Below are 13388 nucleotides of genomic sequence, written 5' to 3' on the forward strand. Positions count from 1 at the left end.
ACCGCACTCAGCTTAGTTCAATGCGGTCCGCATGAATCACAATCTGCCCCTGTTTGTAGAGCGCACCAATGGCCTTTTTAAAGTTGCCTTTGCTCACGCCAAACAAGTTGCTGATCACAGCAGGATCGCTTTTATCACTGACCGGCAAGGTGCCGTTGTTGTCACGCAACTTGGCAAGAATCTTCGAGTTGAGGCTGGACGCCGCTTCCTGGCCAACCGGCTGCAAGCTCAGGCTGATGTTGCCATCGGCGCGGATCTCCTTGATAAAGCCTTTCTCTTCCTTGCCTGGGCGCAGGAACTTGAACACCTCGTTCTTGTGGATCAGGCCCCAGTGCTTGTTGTTGATGATCGCCTTGAAGCCCATGTCCGTGGCTTCGGCCACCAGCAGGTCGACTTCCTGGCCCACCTGGTAACTGGCCGGCGTTTTGTCCAGGTAGCGGTCAAGCCGCGCGGTAGCGGTGATGCGCCTGGTGTGCTTATCGAGGTAGACATGCACTACGCAATACTCACCGGCGCTCAACTGACGCTTTTCTTCTGAGTAGGGCAGCAACAGGTCTTTTGGCAACCCCCAATCGAGGAAAACGCCGATACTGTTGACTTCCACCACTTTTAAACTGGCAAACTCGCCCACTTGAACTTTGGGTTTTTCAGTGGTGGCGATAAGTTTGTCATCGCTGTCCAGATAAATGAAAACGTTAAGCCAGTCTTCATCTTCACTGGGAATATCTTTGGGGATATACCGATTAGGCAAGAGGATTTCACCGTCCTGCGCACCATCCAGGTACAAACCAAAGTTAGTGTGTTTAACCACTTGCAAGCTGTTGTAGCGCCCGACTAAAGCCATTTCCAGATACCCTCATTGCGTGGGCGGTATTCTACCCGGTTTGTGTCAGGCACGCCCGCGCGCCTGAAAAATCCGCAGGCTGACGTGGCGCTACAGTGGCACCGCCCCGCTCGTCTGATCATTCCTACAAATTTTACCGGTCGCCAACGCCCCGTCATCACAAGCTTTCGAGTTAAAACAGTAAGTTAGCCGATTAAATCGTCGACCAAGTTCGGCGCGTTTCCAGACGCTACGTTAATGTTTGAGGGATATTTGCCAAGCAATTGTCAAGTATTTCCTGTACGATGCCTGGCCAAGTTAATTTTCTACAGGTTAGTGGCCGCCATGCGTGTAAAAGCATCCAACAGCAAAGCAAAGCCAGCTCCCGCCGTTGAAACCAGCGAATCGATCAACAGCCAGATTGCTGCGTTTCTCAAGTCCGGTGGCGAAATCCAGCAAATTGCCAAGGGCGTAAGCGGCCAGACTTTCGGCCCGTCCAAGCAGATCAGCCTGGGCAAGAAGTAACACCTGCGCAACGCACCTGGTCCCTAAGCGTCTTGCCTTCAAGGCGCTAGGACTAGAGCCCGAAACACCCTCTGCTTCACCCTTTATTGCGCAAAAACGACGAACGGGCCTCATCTGCGCGCATTCGCCGGTATCCTTGCACACGTCTAGCACGGGCATCCGCCTGATTTTTCGTTACTGCTCCTCGCTTTTCATGGAGTGAAGCATGTTCAAACCCTGCACGTTTCTGATCGTTGCGTTAATCGCCAGTCCGCTTGCCCAAGCGCAGATCTTCCAGCGCGAATTGGGCGACTTCGACCTTAAATTGGGCACCACGCCCAGCCGCAGCATGGCCCAGGGTCTGGTCAAGCCCACCGCGCCCGGCAGCGACTCGTTCCACGGCGGCCTGGACTTGAGCCACGACAGCGGCGTGTATTTCGGGCAGTTCTCGCCGAATATGGACCTGTCCTCCAAGAGCACGCTCGAAATCGATTCCTACATGGGTTTCAAACACCCTTTCGACCAGACCCTGGGCTACGAAGTCGGCCTGATCCACTACAGCTATCCCAAGCTAAGCCCCCTGGATAGCCAGGAGTTCTACGGTGGCCTGAACCTGTTGGGCAACCGCTTTGGCGCCTCCTTCAGCAACGACCCCGACCGCCAGGACAGCACCCTGTTTGCCGACCTTGGCGGTACCCAGCCTTTCGGCATCGGGGTCAGTATGAAGTACACCACCCATCAGCTGGGCACCCCGGTTTCGGTGGAAAACGGCTCCATCCGCACGTTCAGCGACTGGTCGGTACAGTTCTCCCGGGAATGGAAAGGTATTGACCTGGACTTGATCTACAGCGACTCCAGCCTCAGCGGCGGGGATTGTTCGGCCTACTCCGGACACAATTCGCAATGTGATGGGCTGTTGACCTTGAAGGCCGTGCGATCGTTTTATTGATGGGCTGAACTGTCGCCCTCGCCGCAGGTTCACATGCATTAACCCCATCCGTGCAAGGACCCGCCCATGTTGCGTCGGCTCAAATTCCTGGCGTTATTGCTGACCCTGAGCCTGGCGCTCGCCGGCTGCAACCGCGTAGGCCTGGCCTACCGCAATCTCGATGTGATCATCCCCTGGACACTCAACGACTACCTGGACATGAATGCCGGGCAAAAGAGCTGGTTCAACGACAGCCTCAAGCAGCACCTGGCATGGCATTGCACCACGCAATTGCCGGGTTACCTGGATTGGCTGGACCGCTTGCAAACGATGGTCGACAGCAATCAGGTCACGGACGCCGCCTTGCAAACCCGTACCGTCGAAGCCAAGCAGGCCATCGGCGAGATTGCGCGTGAAATCACCCCGACTGCGGTGCAATTGCTGCAAGGTCTGGATGACCAACAGGTCAAGGAGATGAACGAAGCCCTGGCCAAAGACCTGCGCAAACGCCAGGACGAATACCTCAAGCCGCCACTGCCCCAGCAGATCAAGGAACGTGCCGAACGCATGAGCAAGCGCCTGGACGCCTGGATCGGCCCGCTCAGTTCCCGCCAGCAGAATCGGGTGACAGCGTGGTCCGTCGCGTTGGGCGATCAGAACACCGAGTGGATCGGCAACCGCGCCCGCTGGCAGGCTCAATTCATCGACGCCTTGCAGCAACGCCAAAGCGCCGATTTCCCGCGCAGGATGCAGCAACTGCTGGTCGACCGTGAAAGCCTGTGGACCCCGGAGTATCGCAGCGCCTACGCACAGACCGAAGCCGCCGCGCGCAGCCTGATCGTTGACCTGATGGCTGAAAGCACCGCGCAGCAACGGCTGAAGCTGACTCAGAAAATCGACGCCGTGCGCAGCGACTTCAAGGCGCTGAAGTGCCTGAAGGCCACTCCTTCCCAATAAACGTGGAAGCGGGCACACCCGCTACCACTGACGCGTGAACGCTAAATCGCACCACCGGCAATAGCCGCCTCGGACGCGACACGATCAAAGGTTTGTTCATCCAGCGCGTCGTCTTGCTGGTCCAGCACATGACGCGGGTGGTTCTCCCCCGGGATTGAGCTATCGATCAGCGAGAGCAGGCTTGCTCCTCGCGGGGTCAGAATGAAATTCTCACCATTGCCGCCCTCTTCCTCCGGACGCGATTCAATAAACCCGCGCTTGAACAACAGCGCTTCATAATCGGCGGCGGTCTTCTTCAACGCATCCAGATTGCCGGTGGGCTCGCCCGCCGTGGCCTTCTCGGCGGCTTCCTGCTCAGCGTATTTGCGGGGAGCAAAGCTGCCCTCGCCGTTTTGCACTTCGTGCAACAGCCGCTCGATCAGATCCCAGTTGTAAGTCGTCATCCTGATTCCTCCTGCAGGCGTAGAAAAATTAGCCCGTCAAAACTAGTGACCCGCCCGCGCGCTGGCCGTTCAGCTGGATGGACGGGCCGTCATTTCCCTGAACTTTCCAGACGTTTGCCCCCTCAACCGAACATCATCGCCAAGGAGGTCCGAACCATGAAAACCCTGATGAACCTGGCTATTGCCGCCACGCTGCTGGGCGCCCTGCCCGCCTGGGCCTGCACGCCCGAAGAGGCCACCGCCAAGCGTGAGGCGCTGGCCAAGGAAGTGAGCCGGCTCACTGAGCAGAACCCTGCCAAAGCCAAGGAGATGAATGACCAGTTGCAGAAGATGGATCTGGACACCGAAAGCGCGCAATTTCCCGACAAATGCCAGTTGATCGATGCCCGGCTCAAAGAGTTGAAGGAAGCCGCTGCCAGACTAAATGAATGAAGCGTGGCGCGGAGCATGGGAGCCATCAAGCTGAGCACATAAAAAAACCGGACAATGTCCGGTTTTTTCATATTGCGCAGGCCTTACTCGGCAGCGGGTGCTTCCGGCTTGCGGCGCTTGAGCGGGGCCATGCCGTCCTTGCTGACGAGCGACAGGTTGTCGGTCTTCGGCCGGTTGGCGATCTTGCGCTTGGTCGGCGACTTGGCGCCGGCTTTCTTCTTGTCGCCCTTGGCGTCAGTCTTTTTCTTCTTCACGCCGACGGCCTTGCCCGACGCCTTGACCTTCTTCGGCCCGGTGTAGGTGCCTTTGACTTCCTTGATGGTGCGGCGCTCGAACGATTGCTTCAGATAGCGCTCGATGCTCGACATCAGGTTCCAGTCGCCGTGGCAGATCAGCGAGATGGCCAGGCCATCGTTGCCAGCACGCCCGGTACGGCCAATACGGTGAACATATTCGTCGCCGCTGCGCGGCATGTCGAAGTTGATCACCAGGTCCAGGCCATCCACATCAAGGCCGCGCGCGGCGACGTCGGTGGCGACCAGGATCTTCACGCCACCGGCCTTGAGGCGGTCGATGGCCAGCTTGCGATCCTTCTGGTCCTTTTCGCCGTGCAGCACGAACGCCTTGTATTCCTGCGCCACCAGGCGGCCGTAGATACGGTCGGCAGCGGCGCGGGTGTTGGTGAACACGATCGCCTTCTGGTAGGTCTCGTTGGCCAGCAGCCAGTTGAGGATCTGTTCCTTGTGCACGTTGTGGTCAGCGGTGACGATCTGCTGACGTGTGGTCGCGTTCAGATCGCTGACGTTGTTGACCTGCAGGTGCTCGGGATCGTTCAGGACCTTGGCGACCATCTCGCGCAGGGTCGAGCCGCCGGTGGTGGCGGAGAACAACATGGTCTGCTGGCGGTTGACGCACTCGGCCACCAGGCGTTGCACGTCGTCGGCAAAGCCCATGTCGAGCATGCGGTCGGCTTCGTCAAGCACCAGCACTTCGACTTCCTTGAGGTCGAGATTGCCGGCATTGAGTTGCTCGATCATGCGCCCTGGGGTGCCGATCAGGATGTCCGGCACCTTGCGCAGCATGGCGGCCTGGACCTTGAAGTCTTCACCGCCGGTGATCAGGCCGGACTTGATGAAGGTGAATTGCGAAAAGCGCTCCACTTCCTTCAAGGTCTGCTGGGCCAGCTCGCGGGTCGGCAGCAGGATCAGGGTCTTGATGCTGACGCGAACTTTGGCCGGACCGATCAGGCGGTTGAGAATCGGCAGGACGAACGCAGCGGTCTTGCCGCTACCGGTTTGCGCCGTCACCCGCAGGTCACGCCCTTGGAGCGCGAGCGGGATGGCCGCTGCTTGCACAGGCGTAGGCTCGACAAATTTAAGCTCGGCCACGGCTTTGAGCAGGCGTTCGTGCAGGGCGAATTGGGAAAACACGGGTGCTACCTCGAAGAAATACAAAATATCAGCTGCATAGGGTACCGGTTTCGGGCGTCCAAACCGAGTTTCTTTACGCGAACAGGGCCAATCAGCTGTTTTTTTGTCAGCATTTTTCTCCATACCGAGGTGCCTGGGATCAAGACTGCCCCGGCTTATAGGCCCATGCCCCGAACATTACGTCCCCGACGTATATTCCGCCTGACTGGCTTCGCTCATCGTCCAGACGTTGTTCCAGCGTTTCAATGTTGACCTCGTCGGGTGTCGCAACCCCCAGCGCGACTATGCGTGGCAAGCAGGCAAGTACGATGTAGCTCAGGCCGTAAGGTGTATCAGGGGTTTGTACGACGCATTCGGCACGCACATCCGCGACACACAATCCGGCAGTGGTGAAGATACCGTGCAGGTTAAAGCCGATATGCAAGTCGGCGCCTTCGCGCGCGATCATCTGCTGTATCCAGCCTTGAGCCGTTCTGTGCAGGGGGAAGGCGTCAATGCTGGCTGGGACCATCGTCGTATCATGCTCCTGGAACACCATTACCCCGCCTGGATGAAGATGCTTGACCAGTGCGCTGACGGTGGCCACGGTATCTGCCTGGTACATGAGCACTCGTCTGCCCACGATGGCGTCGAACATGCCAATAGATTCAGTCAGGTTGAGTAACCCGCTTTGAATGAAATTGGGCACAGGGTACTTAGCGGATGCCTCGCGTTTGCGTGCTGTAGCAAGCGCATTATCATCGTGATCAACCCCGACGACTTCGCCAGTCTCGCCGACCAGAGTGCTTAGCAGGAAGGAAACGTCCCCCGTTCCGCAGCCGACATCCAGAACACGCATCCCCTCACGTATTCCTGCATCAATAAGAAGTTGTTTGGTGAAGTCACGCTTGGCAGGGTTCATATCTTGGCTCCGACATTCAGCCCAGAGTCTGACGGACGCTTGTTGTTAATAGAACCCCACCCAACGAGAGGGGTCTGCTTTTGTATCAAAGCTCGGGAATACATCGAATGTCCGCACAACAAGGCCTGGTAATACTCGCTCGGGGAGGCTACGCCGCTCGGGGCGTGCTGTATTTGATCATCGGCATCTTCGCACTGCTGGCAGCACAAGATTCGACAAAGCCGAAAGACAGCCACAAGAGCCTGGAAGCACTGCTTAGCCAACCCTTCGGCTATTTTCTCGTTGGGCTTGTGGTGGCGGGCCTACTCGCATTTGCGGCTTGGCGCGTTCTGCAAGCTACGCGTGATGTCGACCATCATGGCAAGGAACTTAAAGGCTTGGTGATTCGCGCGGGTCTGTTAGCGGGAGGTATGGTTAACGGCGCTCTCGCGCTCTTTGCATTGAGCCTGCTTATTAGCGGCATTAAAAGCTCGGGTAATTCCAGCGGGCAGACCAAAGACTGGCTGGCGCATCTCTTGTCATGGGATCACTCGAATGTGTTGGTGTACCTGATCGCACTCGTTCCGCTGGGTGTGGGTATTGCTCATATCATCAAGGGGTGGAAAGCCTCGTTCGAGAAATATTTTGAGGCCGATGAAGACGTCATGCAGTACGTCCGCCCAGTGTCGCGGTTCGGTCTGATTGCCCGTGGAGTAGTTTTTATAGAGATCGCATTGCTGCTGGCAGTCAGCGGTTCCACTTATCAAGCCATGAATCCGCCGGGCATGAAAGAAGCCCTGGACGCACTGCAGAATCTTCCAGTTGGATGGCTGATGTTGATGGTGATGGCCTTGGGGCTTATTGCGTTCTCGGCGTACAGCTTCTCTGAAGCCTTCTGGCGCAAGATCAATATGGATGTTCCGGGGGTGCCGAGGCCGTAGTTCCGTGCCGGCTCAGCGAATGGTTAGTCCAGTTCTACCTTGTGCCGTGCAGCTCAATGCGGATCCGGTTCAGGTTCAGGTTGAACCTCTGTTGCTCAGGCGGACTCCCAAACCTAAATCCAGGAGAAACGTATGAGCCAGACAGCTTTAGTCGTGGGCGCCAGCGGAATCGTCGGCAGCGCCATCACTCAGTTACTAATCGAGAACAACTGGCAGGTCGCCGCGCTGTCGAGGCACCCGTCGCAAGCGCAAGGTGTTATCCCTGTCGCGGCAGATCTTCAGGATCCAGCTTCGCTGCAACAGGCGCTGGCGGATTTGAGACCCACTCATGTGTTCATTACTACATGGTCACGGCAAGCCACGGAGGCCGAGAACATTCGCGTTAATGCCGCCATGGTACGCAACGTGCTCACCGCCATTCGCCCAGCCAAGAGCGTTGAGCACGTGGCTCTGGTTACTGGCCTGAAACATTACCTCGGCCCGTTCGAAGCGTATGGTAAGGGCAGCCTTGCGCAAACACCGTTTCGCGAAGAACAGGGTCGTCTGGATATCGAAAATTTCTACTACGCCCAGGAAGACGAACTATTCGCCGCCGCTGAAAAGGACGGCTTCACGTGGAGCGTTCATCGCCCGCATACCGTCACCGGGGTTGCGGTAGGCAACGCGATGAATATGGCAACCACCCTCGCCGTCTATGCTTCGATTTGCAAACAAACCCATCGCCCTTTTGTGTTTCCCGGATCAAAAGTGCAGTGGGACAGCCTCACCGATATGACGGACGCACGGCAGTTGGCGAAACAACAACTGTGGGCGGCCACCACGCCGGCTGCGGCCAATCAGGCATTCAACGTCACCAATGGCGATGTATTCCGTTGGAAATGGATGTGGGGCCGAATTGCCGACTATTTCGCCCTGTCTGCGGCCGATTATCCCGCGTCACTCTCACCTCTTGAAAAGCAGATGGCTAACGACCAAGCCGTATGGGCGCAAATGGTCGCGGAACACGGCCTGAAAGAACCCGATATAGGTCGCCTGGTGTCCCCGTGGCACACGGATGCAGACCTTGGTCGCCCCATTGAAGTTGTCACGGATATGTCGAAAAGCCGTGCCATGGGCTTTACCGCCTACCAGGCGAGCGATCAAGCATTTTTCGACGTGTTCGACAAACTACGCGATATGCACTTGATACCTTAGGTCGTCACTTCGCCAGCCAGGACTCAACAGTCGCGGAGCCATGTTCTGCTTTCCAAGCCTTTAGCGTTTTGTGATTGCCGCCCTTGGTTTCGACGACTTCACCGGTATGAGGGTTTTTATAAACTTTCAACTGGCGTGGCTTGCGGCTGCCGACTTTGAATTCGACGGCTGGAGCGCGACGCCCTGCTTGTGGATCAAGCAAGTTGATAACGTCCTTCAGGCTGTAGCTGTATTTTGCGAGTAAATCGCGCAGCTTCGTTTCGAATTCAATTTCTTTCTTGAGGCCGGCATCGCCCTTCAAAGCTTCAAGGGCCTGGAGCTGTTCGGCGAGGTGTTTTTCGAGCTGGCGGAATTCTGCGAGTTTGGACATTGGAAACCTCTTCTAGATGTGTTGTTACGTTACACCAAAAAAGCCCCGAGCATGACCTGATAGAACTGTAAGCGTACGCCCTATTAATAAATTGAATCCCAGGTAACGGAACAAGGTCATTGAGTATAAGAGTAGGAGACGCCCATTGATGTATCCAACGACGCCCGATGGCCGCTATTTCCTAGTCAATGGCAAACTCTGGCGGTGCAGTAATCCTTTACTACCCTCAGACGTTCGGCAGCGTTTGGTTAACGAACTGATGGATGCGCGTCGTGAAGTAAAAACCGCCAAAGCGTCAGGTGATGAGGGCCAGCTGAAAAGCGCGAGGGCGAAGGTTCAAAAGGCCAAGGTTGATCTGGGTGAGCGCGGGCCCGTCTGGTGGGATGACGGTTCACCCGACTTCAATCAATGTCAGGTGAAAAACACGCCCTATTCAGCGTGGCACACGTCTCTCGCTGCTATGTAAGCGACGCCGGCTTGATCCCCAAACGACTGACCCACACCGCCGCCAGAATCACCAGGCCGCCGAGGGCCAGTCGTCCCAGCGGCTCATGCTGGTTCCAGATCAGCAGGTTCAGCAGCAGCCCCACCGGCACATGCAGGTTGTTCACCACCGCGAGGGTGCCGCCATTGACCAGGCAGGCCCCCTTGTTCCACCAGTACATGCCCAGCGCAGTGCTGACCAGCCCCAGAAACACCAGCACGCCCCATTGCAGCGGCGCCTGGGGCAGGAAGTCCGCCTTGCCGAACAGCAGGAACGCCGGTAACACCACCACCAAGGCGCCCAGGTAGAAATAGCCGAAACGCCGGTAGTGCGGCTGATCACTTGGATAGCGCGCCACCAAGTGCTTGTACATGACTTGCCCGGCGGCGTAGGTGAAGTTGGCCAGTTGCAGCAGCAGGAAGCCCATCAGGAAGTGCGGCGTGATCTGGTCGAAGCGGATTACCGCCGCGCCCGCCACCGCCACCAGCGCGGCGACCAGTGCCCAGGGGTTGAAGCGCCGGTTGAGCGCGTCTTCGATCAGGGTCACGTGCAACGGTGTGAGGACAGTGAACAGCAACACCTCCGGCACCGTGAGTACCCGAAAGCTCAGGTAGAGGCACACGTAGGTCACGCCGAATTGCAGCGCACCAATGATCAGCATGCTGCGCATGAACGCCGGTTCCACCGCGCGCCAGCGGGTCAATGGAATGAAGATCAGCCCGGCCAGGACCACGCGCACCAGCACCGCGAAATAGCTGTCGACGTGACCGGCGAGGTATTCGCCGATCAAACTGAAGGAAAATGCCTGAATCAGGGTAACAACCAGTAGATAGCCCATGTGCGCCTCGTTTCGAATGGGCGCGACATTAAAGCTTTTCGATGTTTGAAGAAACTCGAGGCAAAAAAAACCCGACCTCGCTAAAGCGGCAGTCGGGCAGGAGCACTCAGGAGCACAAGTGCAAAGGGAGGTTCGGTACGCGTACTTGAAGGGATTGCGTGGCCCTAGATAAACACCAGGGGATTATCTGGCGATTAAAGGATCAAGCCACTTGGGCAAGCAGCGCCTTTGCATGGTTGAGGCCTTTTTCCTGGAAGTCACCGCTCAGGTTCACGCCTTCGGCATGGATGAAGGTGACGTCGTGAATCCCGATAAAGGCCATGACCTGGCGCAGGTACGGTTCCTGATGGTCCGATGCAGCGCCGGTGTGAATGCCGCCACGGGCGGTGAGCACGATGGCGCGCTTGCCAGTCAGCAAACCTTGCGGCCCGGTGGCGGTGTACTTGAAGGTAACCCCGGCGCGCAGCACATGGTCCAGCCAGGCCTTGAGGGTGCTGGGGATGGCGAAGTTGTACATCGGCGCCGCCATCACCAGAACGTCGGCGGCGAGCAGCTCGTCGGTCAATGCGTTGGAGCGGTCCAGGGATGCCTGCTCGATCGGGCTGCGCTGTTCGGCGGGCTTCATCCAGCCGCCCAGCAGGTTGGCATCGAGGTGGGGCACCGGGTTGAGCGCCACGTCGCGCACGGTGATCCGATCGCCAGGATGAGTCGCCTGCCACTGGTTGATGAACTGCTGGGTCAGTTGGCGGGAAATCGAATCCTGCTGGCGAGCGCTGCTTTCGATGATCAGAACGTTGGACATGGCTATGTAGGCTCCATCGGTAAATGCTGTAAGTCGATGGAGAAAAGATTAACCAGGGCCCGTTCGATTAAAAAGCACAAAAAACTGCTATAACCCATCTAGAAATTTGTTTATAAGCGGAGTATTCCCTTGGGCATGCTCCGCTTTTGCTTTATTTCGGCGCGCAGCTCAGGGCAATGCGCATCTTGATGATCGCGCGGTTGAACCTGACCGTGGTGTTGGTGCTTTTGCCCGCCGGTACGGTGACGGTACGACGCCGCGGCGCTTCAGGGCCATTGGTGAAGACCACCGAACACACAGCCGCTGTCGTGCCGTAGTTGTTGAGCTGAATCGAACTGATATCGCCGTCCACATCGGACGCGGTGTAATCGATGCTTACACCCTCGATCTTTTTGGTCACGTCGATGGGATAGGCAAACGCGCTCATCGGCAGCAGCGCCAGCAACACACAACAGAATTTTCTCATTCGGCAGTCTCCAATAAGGACCGCCAGCTTAGGACAAGAGGAGCTCATCTTGAAAGCGCCCCGCGTTACCCTCGATCAATGGCGCACGTTGCAAGCCGTGGTCGACCATGGCGGCTTCGCCCAGGCGGCCGAAGCGCTGCACCGTTCGCAGTCCTCGGTGAGCTACACCGTGGCGCGCATGCAGGACCAGCTCGGCGTGCCGCTGCTGCGCATCGATGGGCGCAAGGCGGTGCTCACCGATGCCGGTGAAGTGCTGCTGCGCCGCTCGCGGCAACTGGTGAAAAACGCCAGTCAACTGGAAGACCTCGCCCATCACATGGAACAAGGCTGGGAAGCCGAGGTGCGGCTGGTCGTGGATGCGGCCTACCCCAATGCGCGCCTGGTGCGCGCCCTGACCGCATTCATGCCGCAGAGCCGAGGGTGCCGGGTGCGCTTGCGTGAGGAGGTGCTCTCCGGCGTCGAAGAGCTGCTGATAGAAGGCGTGGCCGACCTGGCGATTTGCGGGTTCAGCATCGCCGGTTACCTGGGCACGGAAATGAGCGATGTGGAATTCGTCGCCGTGGCCCACCCCGAGCATGCGTTGCACCGCATGAACCGTGAGTTGAGCTTCCAGGACCTGGAAAGCCAGATGCAGGTGGTCATCCGTGACTCCGGCCGCCAGCAACCGCGCGATGTGGGGTGGCTCGGTGCCGAACAGCGCTGGACCGTCGGCAGCCTGGCCACCGCCGCCGCGTTTGTGGGCAGCGGCCTGGGTTTTGCCTGGTTGCCCCGGCACATGATCGAGCGCGAACTTGCCGAAGGCGTGCTCAAGCAACTGCCCCTGGAACAGGGCGGCAGCCGCCATCCGACGTTCTATTTGTATTCGAACAAGGACAAACCCTTGGGCCCGGCGACGCAGATCCTCGTGGAATTGTTGCGCACCTTTGATACCGCTCCGCTGGACGCGCCCTTCGCGGCCCCTCGGCAAGCCTGAGACGGAGTTCACCCATGGCCTGCTTTCAATTCCGCAAGCTCGACGCGATAGTGCGCTGTGGCGGCAGGAACAACGCTCCAGAATCACCTGTCCAACCCAGGTCATCAACGCCGACCACGACTACACGCCCGTGGCGCACAAAGAAATCTATGTAAAACTGCTGCCCAACGCGCGACTGGTGGTGATTGAAGATTCCCGCCATGCCACGCCCCTGGACCAACCCGAAGTCTTTAACGCTACCCTGCTCGACTTTCCAAACTCCGTCGATGCCACTACCCAGGATCACTGACCCATGCTGAAAAAAATCGCCTTCTTTGCCGGTTCCGTTCTGTTCGCTGCCAACCTGATGGCGGCCGAGCCCGCCAAGGCGCCCCACGTCTTGATCTCCACCACCAATGGCGACATTGAAATCGAACTGGACCCGGTCAAGGCGCCGATCAGTACCAAGAATTTTCTTGCCTATGTCGACAAAGGCTTCTACACCAACACGATTTTTCACCGTGTGATCCCAGGCTTCATGGTCCAGGGCGGCGGGTTCACCCAGCAGATGTCGCAGAAGCCGACCGAAGCACCGATCAAGAACGAAGCCAGCAACGGCCTGCATAACGTTCGCGGTACGCTGTCCATGGCTCGTACGTCTAATCCCGACTCGGCCACCAGCCAATTCTTCATCAACGTGGCCGACAATGCCTTCCTCGACCCGGGTCGCGATGCCGGTTACGCCGTATTCGCCAAAGTGGTCAAGGGCATGGACGTGGTCGATGTCATCGTCAATTCCCAGACCACCACCAAGCAAGGCATGCAGAACGTGCCAATCGATCCCGTCTTGATCAAGTCGGCCAAGCGCATCGACTGAGGTCTGCGGGTAGACCTGCAAGTAGCTCCGCACGTTGCCCACAAGGCAGCGTGCGCATTTGAAAGGA

17 protein-coding genes and 1 pseudogene are annotated in these 13388 nt (G+C 57.8%); 10 read left to right on the forward strand and 8 right to left on the reverse strand.

The features are described 5' to 3' along the window. Positions 1 to 7: 7 nt before the first annotated feature. Positions 8 to 844 carry a S1 RNA-binding domain-containing protein gene (locus tag C4J87_RS18250; RefSeq protein WP_124367899.1) on the reverse strand — a complete coding sequence of 279 codons (837 nt, stop codon included), beginning with the start codon at positions 842 to 844 and terminating at the stop codon, positions 8 to 10. A 324-nt stretch (positions 845 to 1168) separates the two neighbouring features. Between C4J87_RS18250 and C4J87_RS18255 the strand changes: the two genes are divergently transcribed. The 3 genes from C4J87_RS18255 (at position 1169) to C4J87_RS18265 (ending at position 3212) form a co-directional block, all read left to right on the forward strand. Further along, positions 1169 to 1348: a hypothetical protein gene (locus C4J87_RS18255; RefSeq protein WP_003193095.1), complete on the forward strand. Its 180-nt coding sequence runs from the start codon at positions 1169 to 1171 to the stop codon at positions 1346 to 1348. Positions 1349 to 1553: 205 nt separating this feature from the next. Continuing rightward, the gene (locus tag C4J87_RS18260; RefSeq protein WP_124363851.1) at positions 1554 to 2276 is read left to right on the forward strand and encodes a TorF family putative porin; all 723 of its coding nucleotides are present in this window, start codon (positions 1554 to 1556) and stop codon (positions 2274 to 2276) included. Positions 2277 to 2342: 66 nt separating this feature from the next. Continuing rightward, the gene (locus C4J87_RS18265) at positions 2343 to 3212 is read left to right on the forward strand and encodes a DUF6279 family lipoprotein (RefSeq protein ID WP_124367900.1); all 870 of its coding nucleotides are present in this window, start codon (positions 2343 to 2345) and stop codon (positions 3210 to 3212) included. A 41-nt stretch (positions 3213 to 3253) separates the two neighbouring features. Here the strand turns inward: C4J87_RS18265 and C4J87_RS18270 are convergent, their stop codons facing one another. Then, positions 3254 to 3655, reverse strand: a complete 402-nt coding sequence (locus C4J87_RS18270) for a transcriptional regulator (protein ID WP_124363853.1) — start codon at positions 3653 to 3655, stop codon at positions 3254 to 3256. 156 nt (positions 3656 to 3811) lie between these two features. On the opposite strand from C4J87_RS18270, the gene C4J87_RS18275 reads away from it, so the two are divergent. Then, complete coding sequence (locus C4J87_RS18275; protein WP_124367901.1) at positions 3812 to 4087, forward strand: hypothetical protein; 276 nt, start codon at positions 3812 to 3814, stop codon at positions 4085 to 4087. Between the two features lie 83 nt (positions 4088 to 4170). Here the strand turns inward: C4J87_RS18275 and C4J87_RS18280 are convergent, their stop codons facing one another. Together C4J87_RS18280 and C4J87_RS18285 are read right to left on the reverse strand one after the other, a co-directional pair. Next, complete coding sequence (locus tag C4J87_RS18280) at positions 4171 to 5517, reverse strand: DEAD/DEAH box helicase (protein ID WP_124363855.1); 1347 nt, start codon at positions 5515 to 5517, stop codon at positions 4171 to 4173. 139 nt (positions 5518 to 5656) lie between these two features. Continuing rightward, the gene (locus tag C4J87_RS18285) at positions 5657 to 6418 is read right to left on the reverse strand and encodes a methyltransferase domain-containing protein (protein WP_124367902.1); all 762 of its coding nucleotides are present in this window, start codon (positions 6416 to 6418) and stop codon (positions 5657 to 5659) included. Between the two features lie 107 nt (positions 6419 to 6525). Here C4J87_RS18285 and C4J87_RS18290 point away from each other — a divergent pair, with 107 nt between their 5' ends. Together C4J87_RS18290 and C4J87_RS18295 are read left to right on the forward strand one after the other, a co-directional pair. Further along, on the forward strand, positions 6526 to 7338 hold the full coding sequence (locus tag C4J87_RS18290; RefSeq protein ID WP_124367903.1) for a DUF1206 domain-containing protein: 813 nt from the start codon (positions 6526 to 6528) through the stop codon (positions 7336 to 7338). A gap of 132 nt (positions 7339 to 7470) precedes the next feature. Next, positions 7471 to 8532 (forward strand): SDR family oxidoreductase, encoded by a 1062-nt coding sequence (locus C4J87_RS18295; protein WP_124367904.1) that lies wholly within the window; start codon positions 7471 to 7473, stop codon positions 8530 to 8532. 4 nt (positions 8533 to 8536) lie between these two features. On the opposite strand, the gene C4J87_RS18300 is transcribed toward C4J87_RS18295, so the two are convergent. After that, positions 8537 to 8902, reverse strand: coding sequence for a histone-like nucleoid-structuring protein, MvaT/MvaU family (locus C4J87_RS18300; protein ID WP_124367905.1), 366 nt, complete (start codon positions 8900 to 8902; stop codon positions 8537 to 8539). A gap of 148 nt (positions 8903 to 9050) precedes the next feature. Here C4J87_RS18300 and C4J87_RS18305 point away from each other — a divergent pair, with 148 nt between their 5' ends. Beyond that, positions 9051 to 9368, forward strand: coding sequence for a hypothetical protein (locus C4J87_RS18305; protein WP_124367906.1), 318 nt, complete (start codon positions 9051 to 9053; stop codon positions 9366 to 9368). Here the strand turns inward: C4J87_RS18305 and C4J87_RS18310 are convergent. The 3 genes from C4J87_RS18310 to C4J87_RS18320 all read right to left on the reverse strand — a co-directional run bounded on the left by C4J87_RS18310 (position 9361) and on the right by C4J87_RS18320 (position 11492). After that, positions 9361 to 10224, reverse strand: coding sequence for a carboxylate/amino acid/amine transporter (locus C4J87_RS18310; protein WP_124367907.1), 864 nt, complete (start codon positions 10222 to 10224; stop codon positions 9361 to 9363). The two genes, C4J87_RS18305 and C4J87_RS18310, sit on opposite strands and share 8 nt — an antisense overlap. A gap of 202 nt (positions 10225 to 10426) precedes the next feature. Next, a complete protein-coding gene (locus C4J87_RS18315) occupies positions 10427 to 11026 on the reverse strand; it encodes an FMN-dependent NADH-azoreductase (protein ID WP_124367908.1) in 600 nt (199 codons plus the stop codon). Between the two features lie 151 nt (positions 11027 to 11177). Then, entirely contained in the window at positions 11178 to 11492 is a 315-nt protein-coding gene (locus C4J87_RS18320; RefSeq protein WP_124367909.1) for a 3-phosphoglycerate kinase, read from the reverse strand. 49 nt (positions 11493 to 11541) lie between these two features. Here C4J87_RS18320 and C4J87_RS18325 point away from each other — a divergent pair, with 49 nt between their 5' ends. The 3 genes and pseudogenes from C4J87_RS18325 to C4J87_RS18335 all read left to right on the forward strand — a co-directional run bounded on the left by C4J87_RS18325 (position 11542) and on the right by C4J87_RS18335 (position 13321). After that, complete coding sequence (locus C4J87_RS18325) at positions 11542 to 12465, forward strand: LysR family transcriptional regulator (protein WP_124363864.1); 924 nt, start codon at positions 11542 to 11544, stop codon at positions 12463 to 12465. A gap of 64 nt (positions 12466 to 12529) precedes the next feature. After that, positions 12530 to 12754: pseudogene (locus C4J87_RS18330) on the forward strand (alpha/beta fold hydrolase); the annotation flags it as partial. 3 nt (positions 12755 to 12757) lie between these two features. Continuing rightward, complete coding sequence (locus C4J87_RS18335; RefSeq protein ID WP_124367910.1) at positions 12758 to 13321, forward strand: peptidylprolyl isomerase; 564 nt, start codon at positions 12758 to 12760, stop codon at positions 13319 to 13321. The last annotated feature ends 67 nt before the right edge of the window (positions 13322 to 13388 follow it).

It is taken from the genome of Pseudomonas sp. R1-43-08, from assembly GCF_003852255.1.
Lineage (GTDB): Bacteria > Pseudomonadota > Gammaproteobacteria > Pseudomonadales > Pseudomonadaceae > Aquipseudomonas.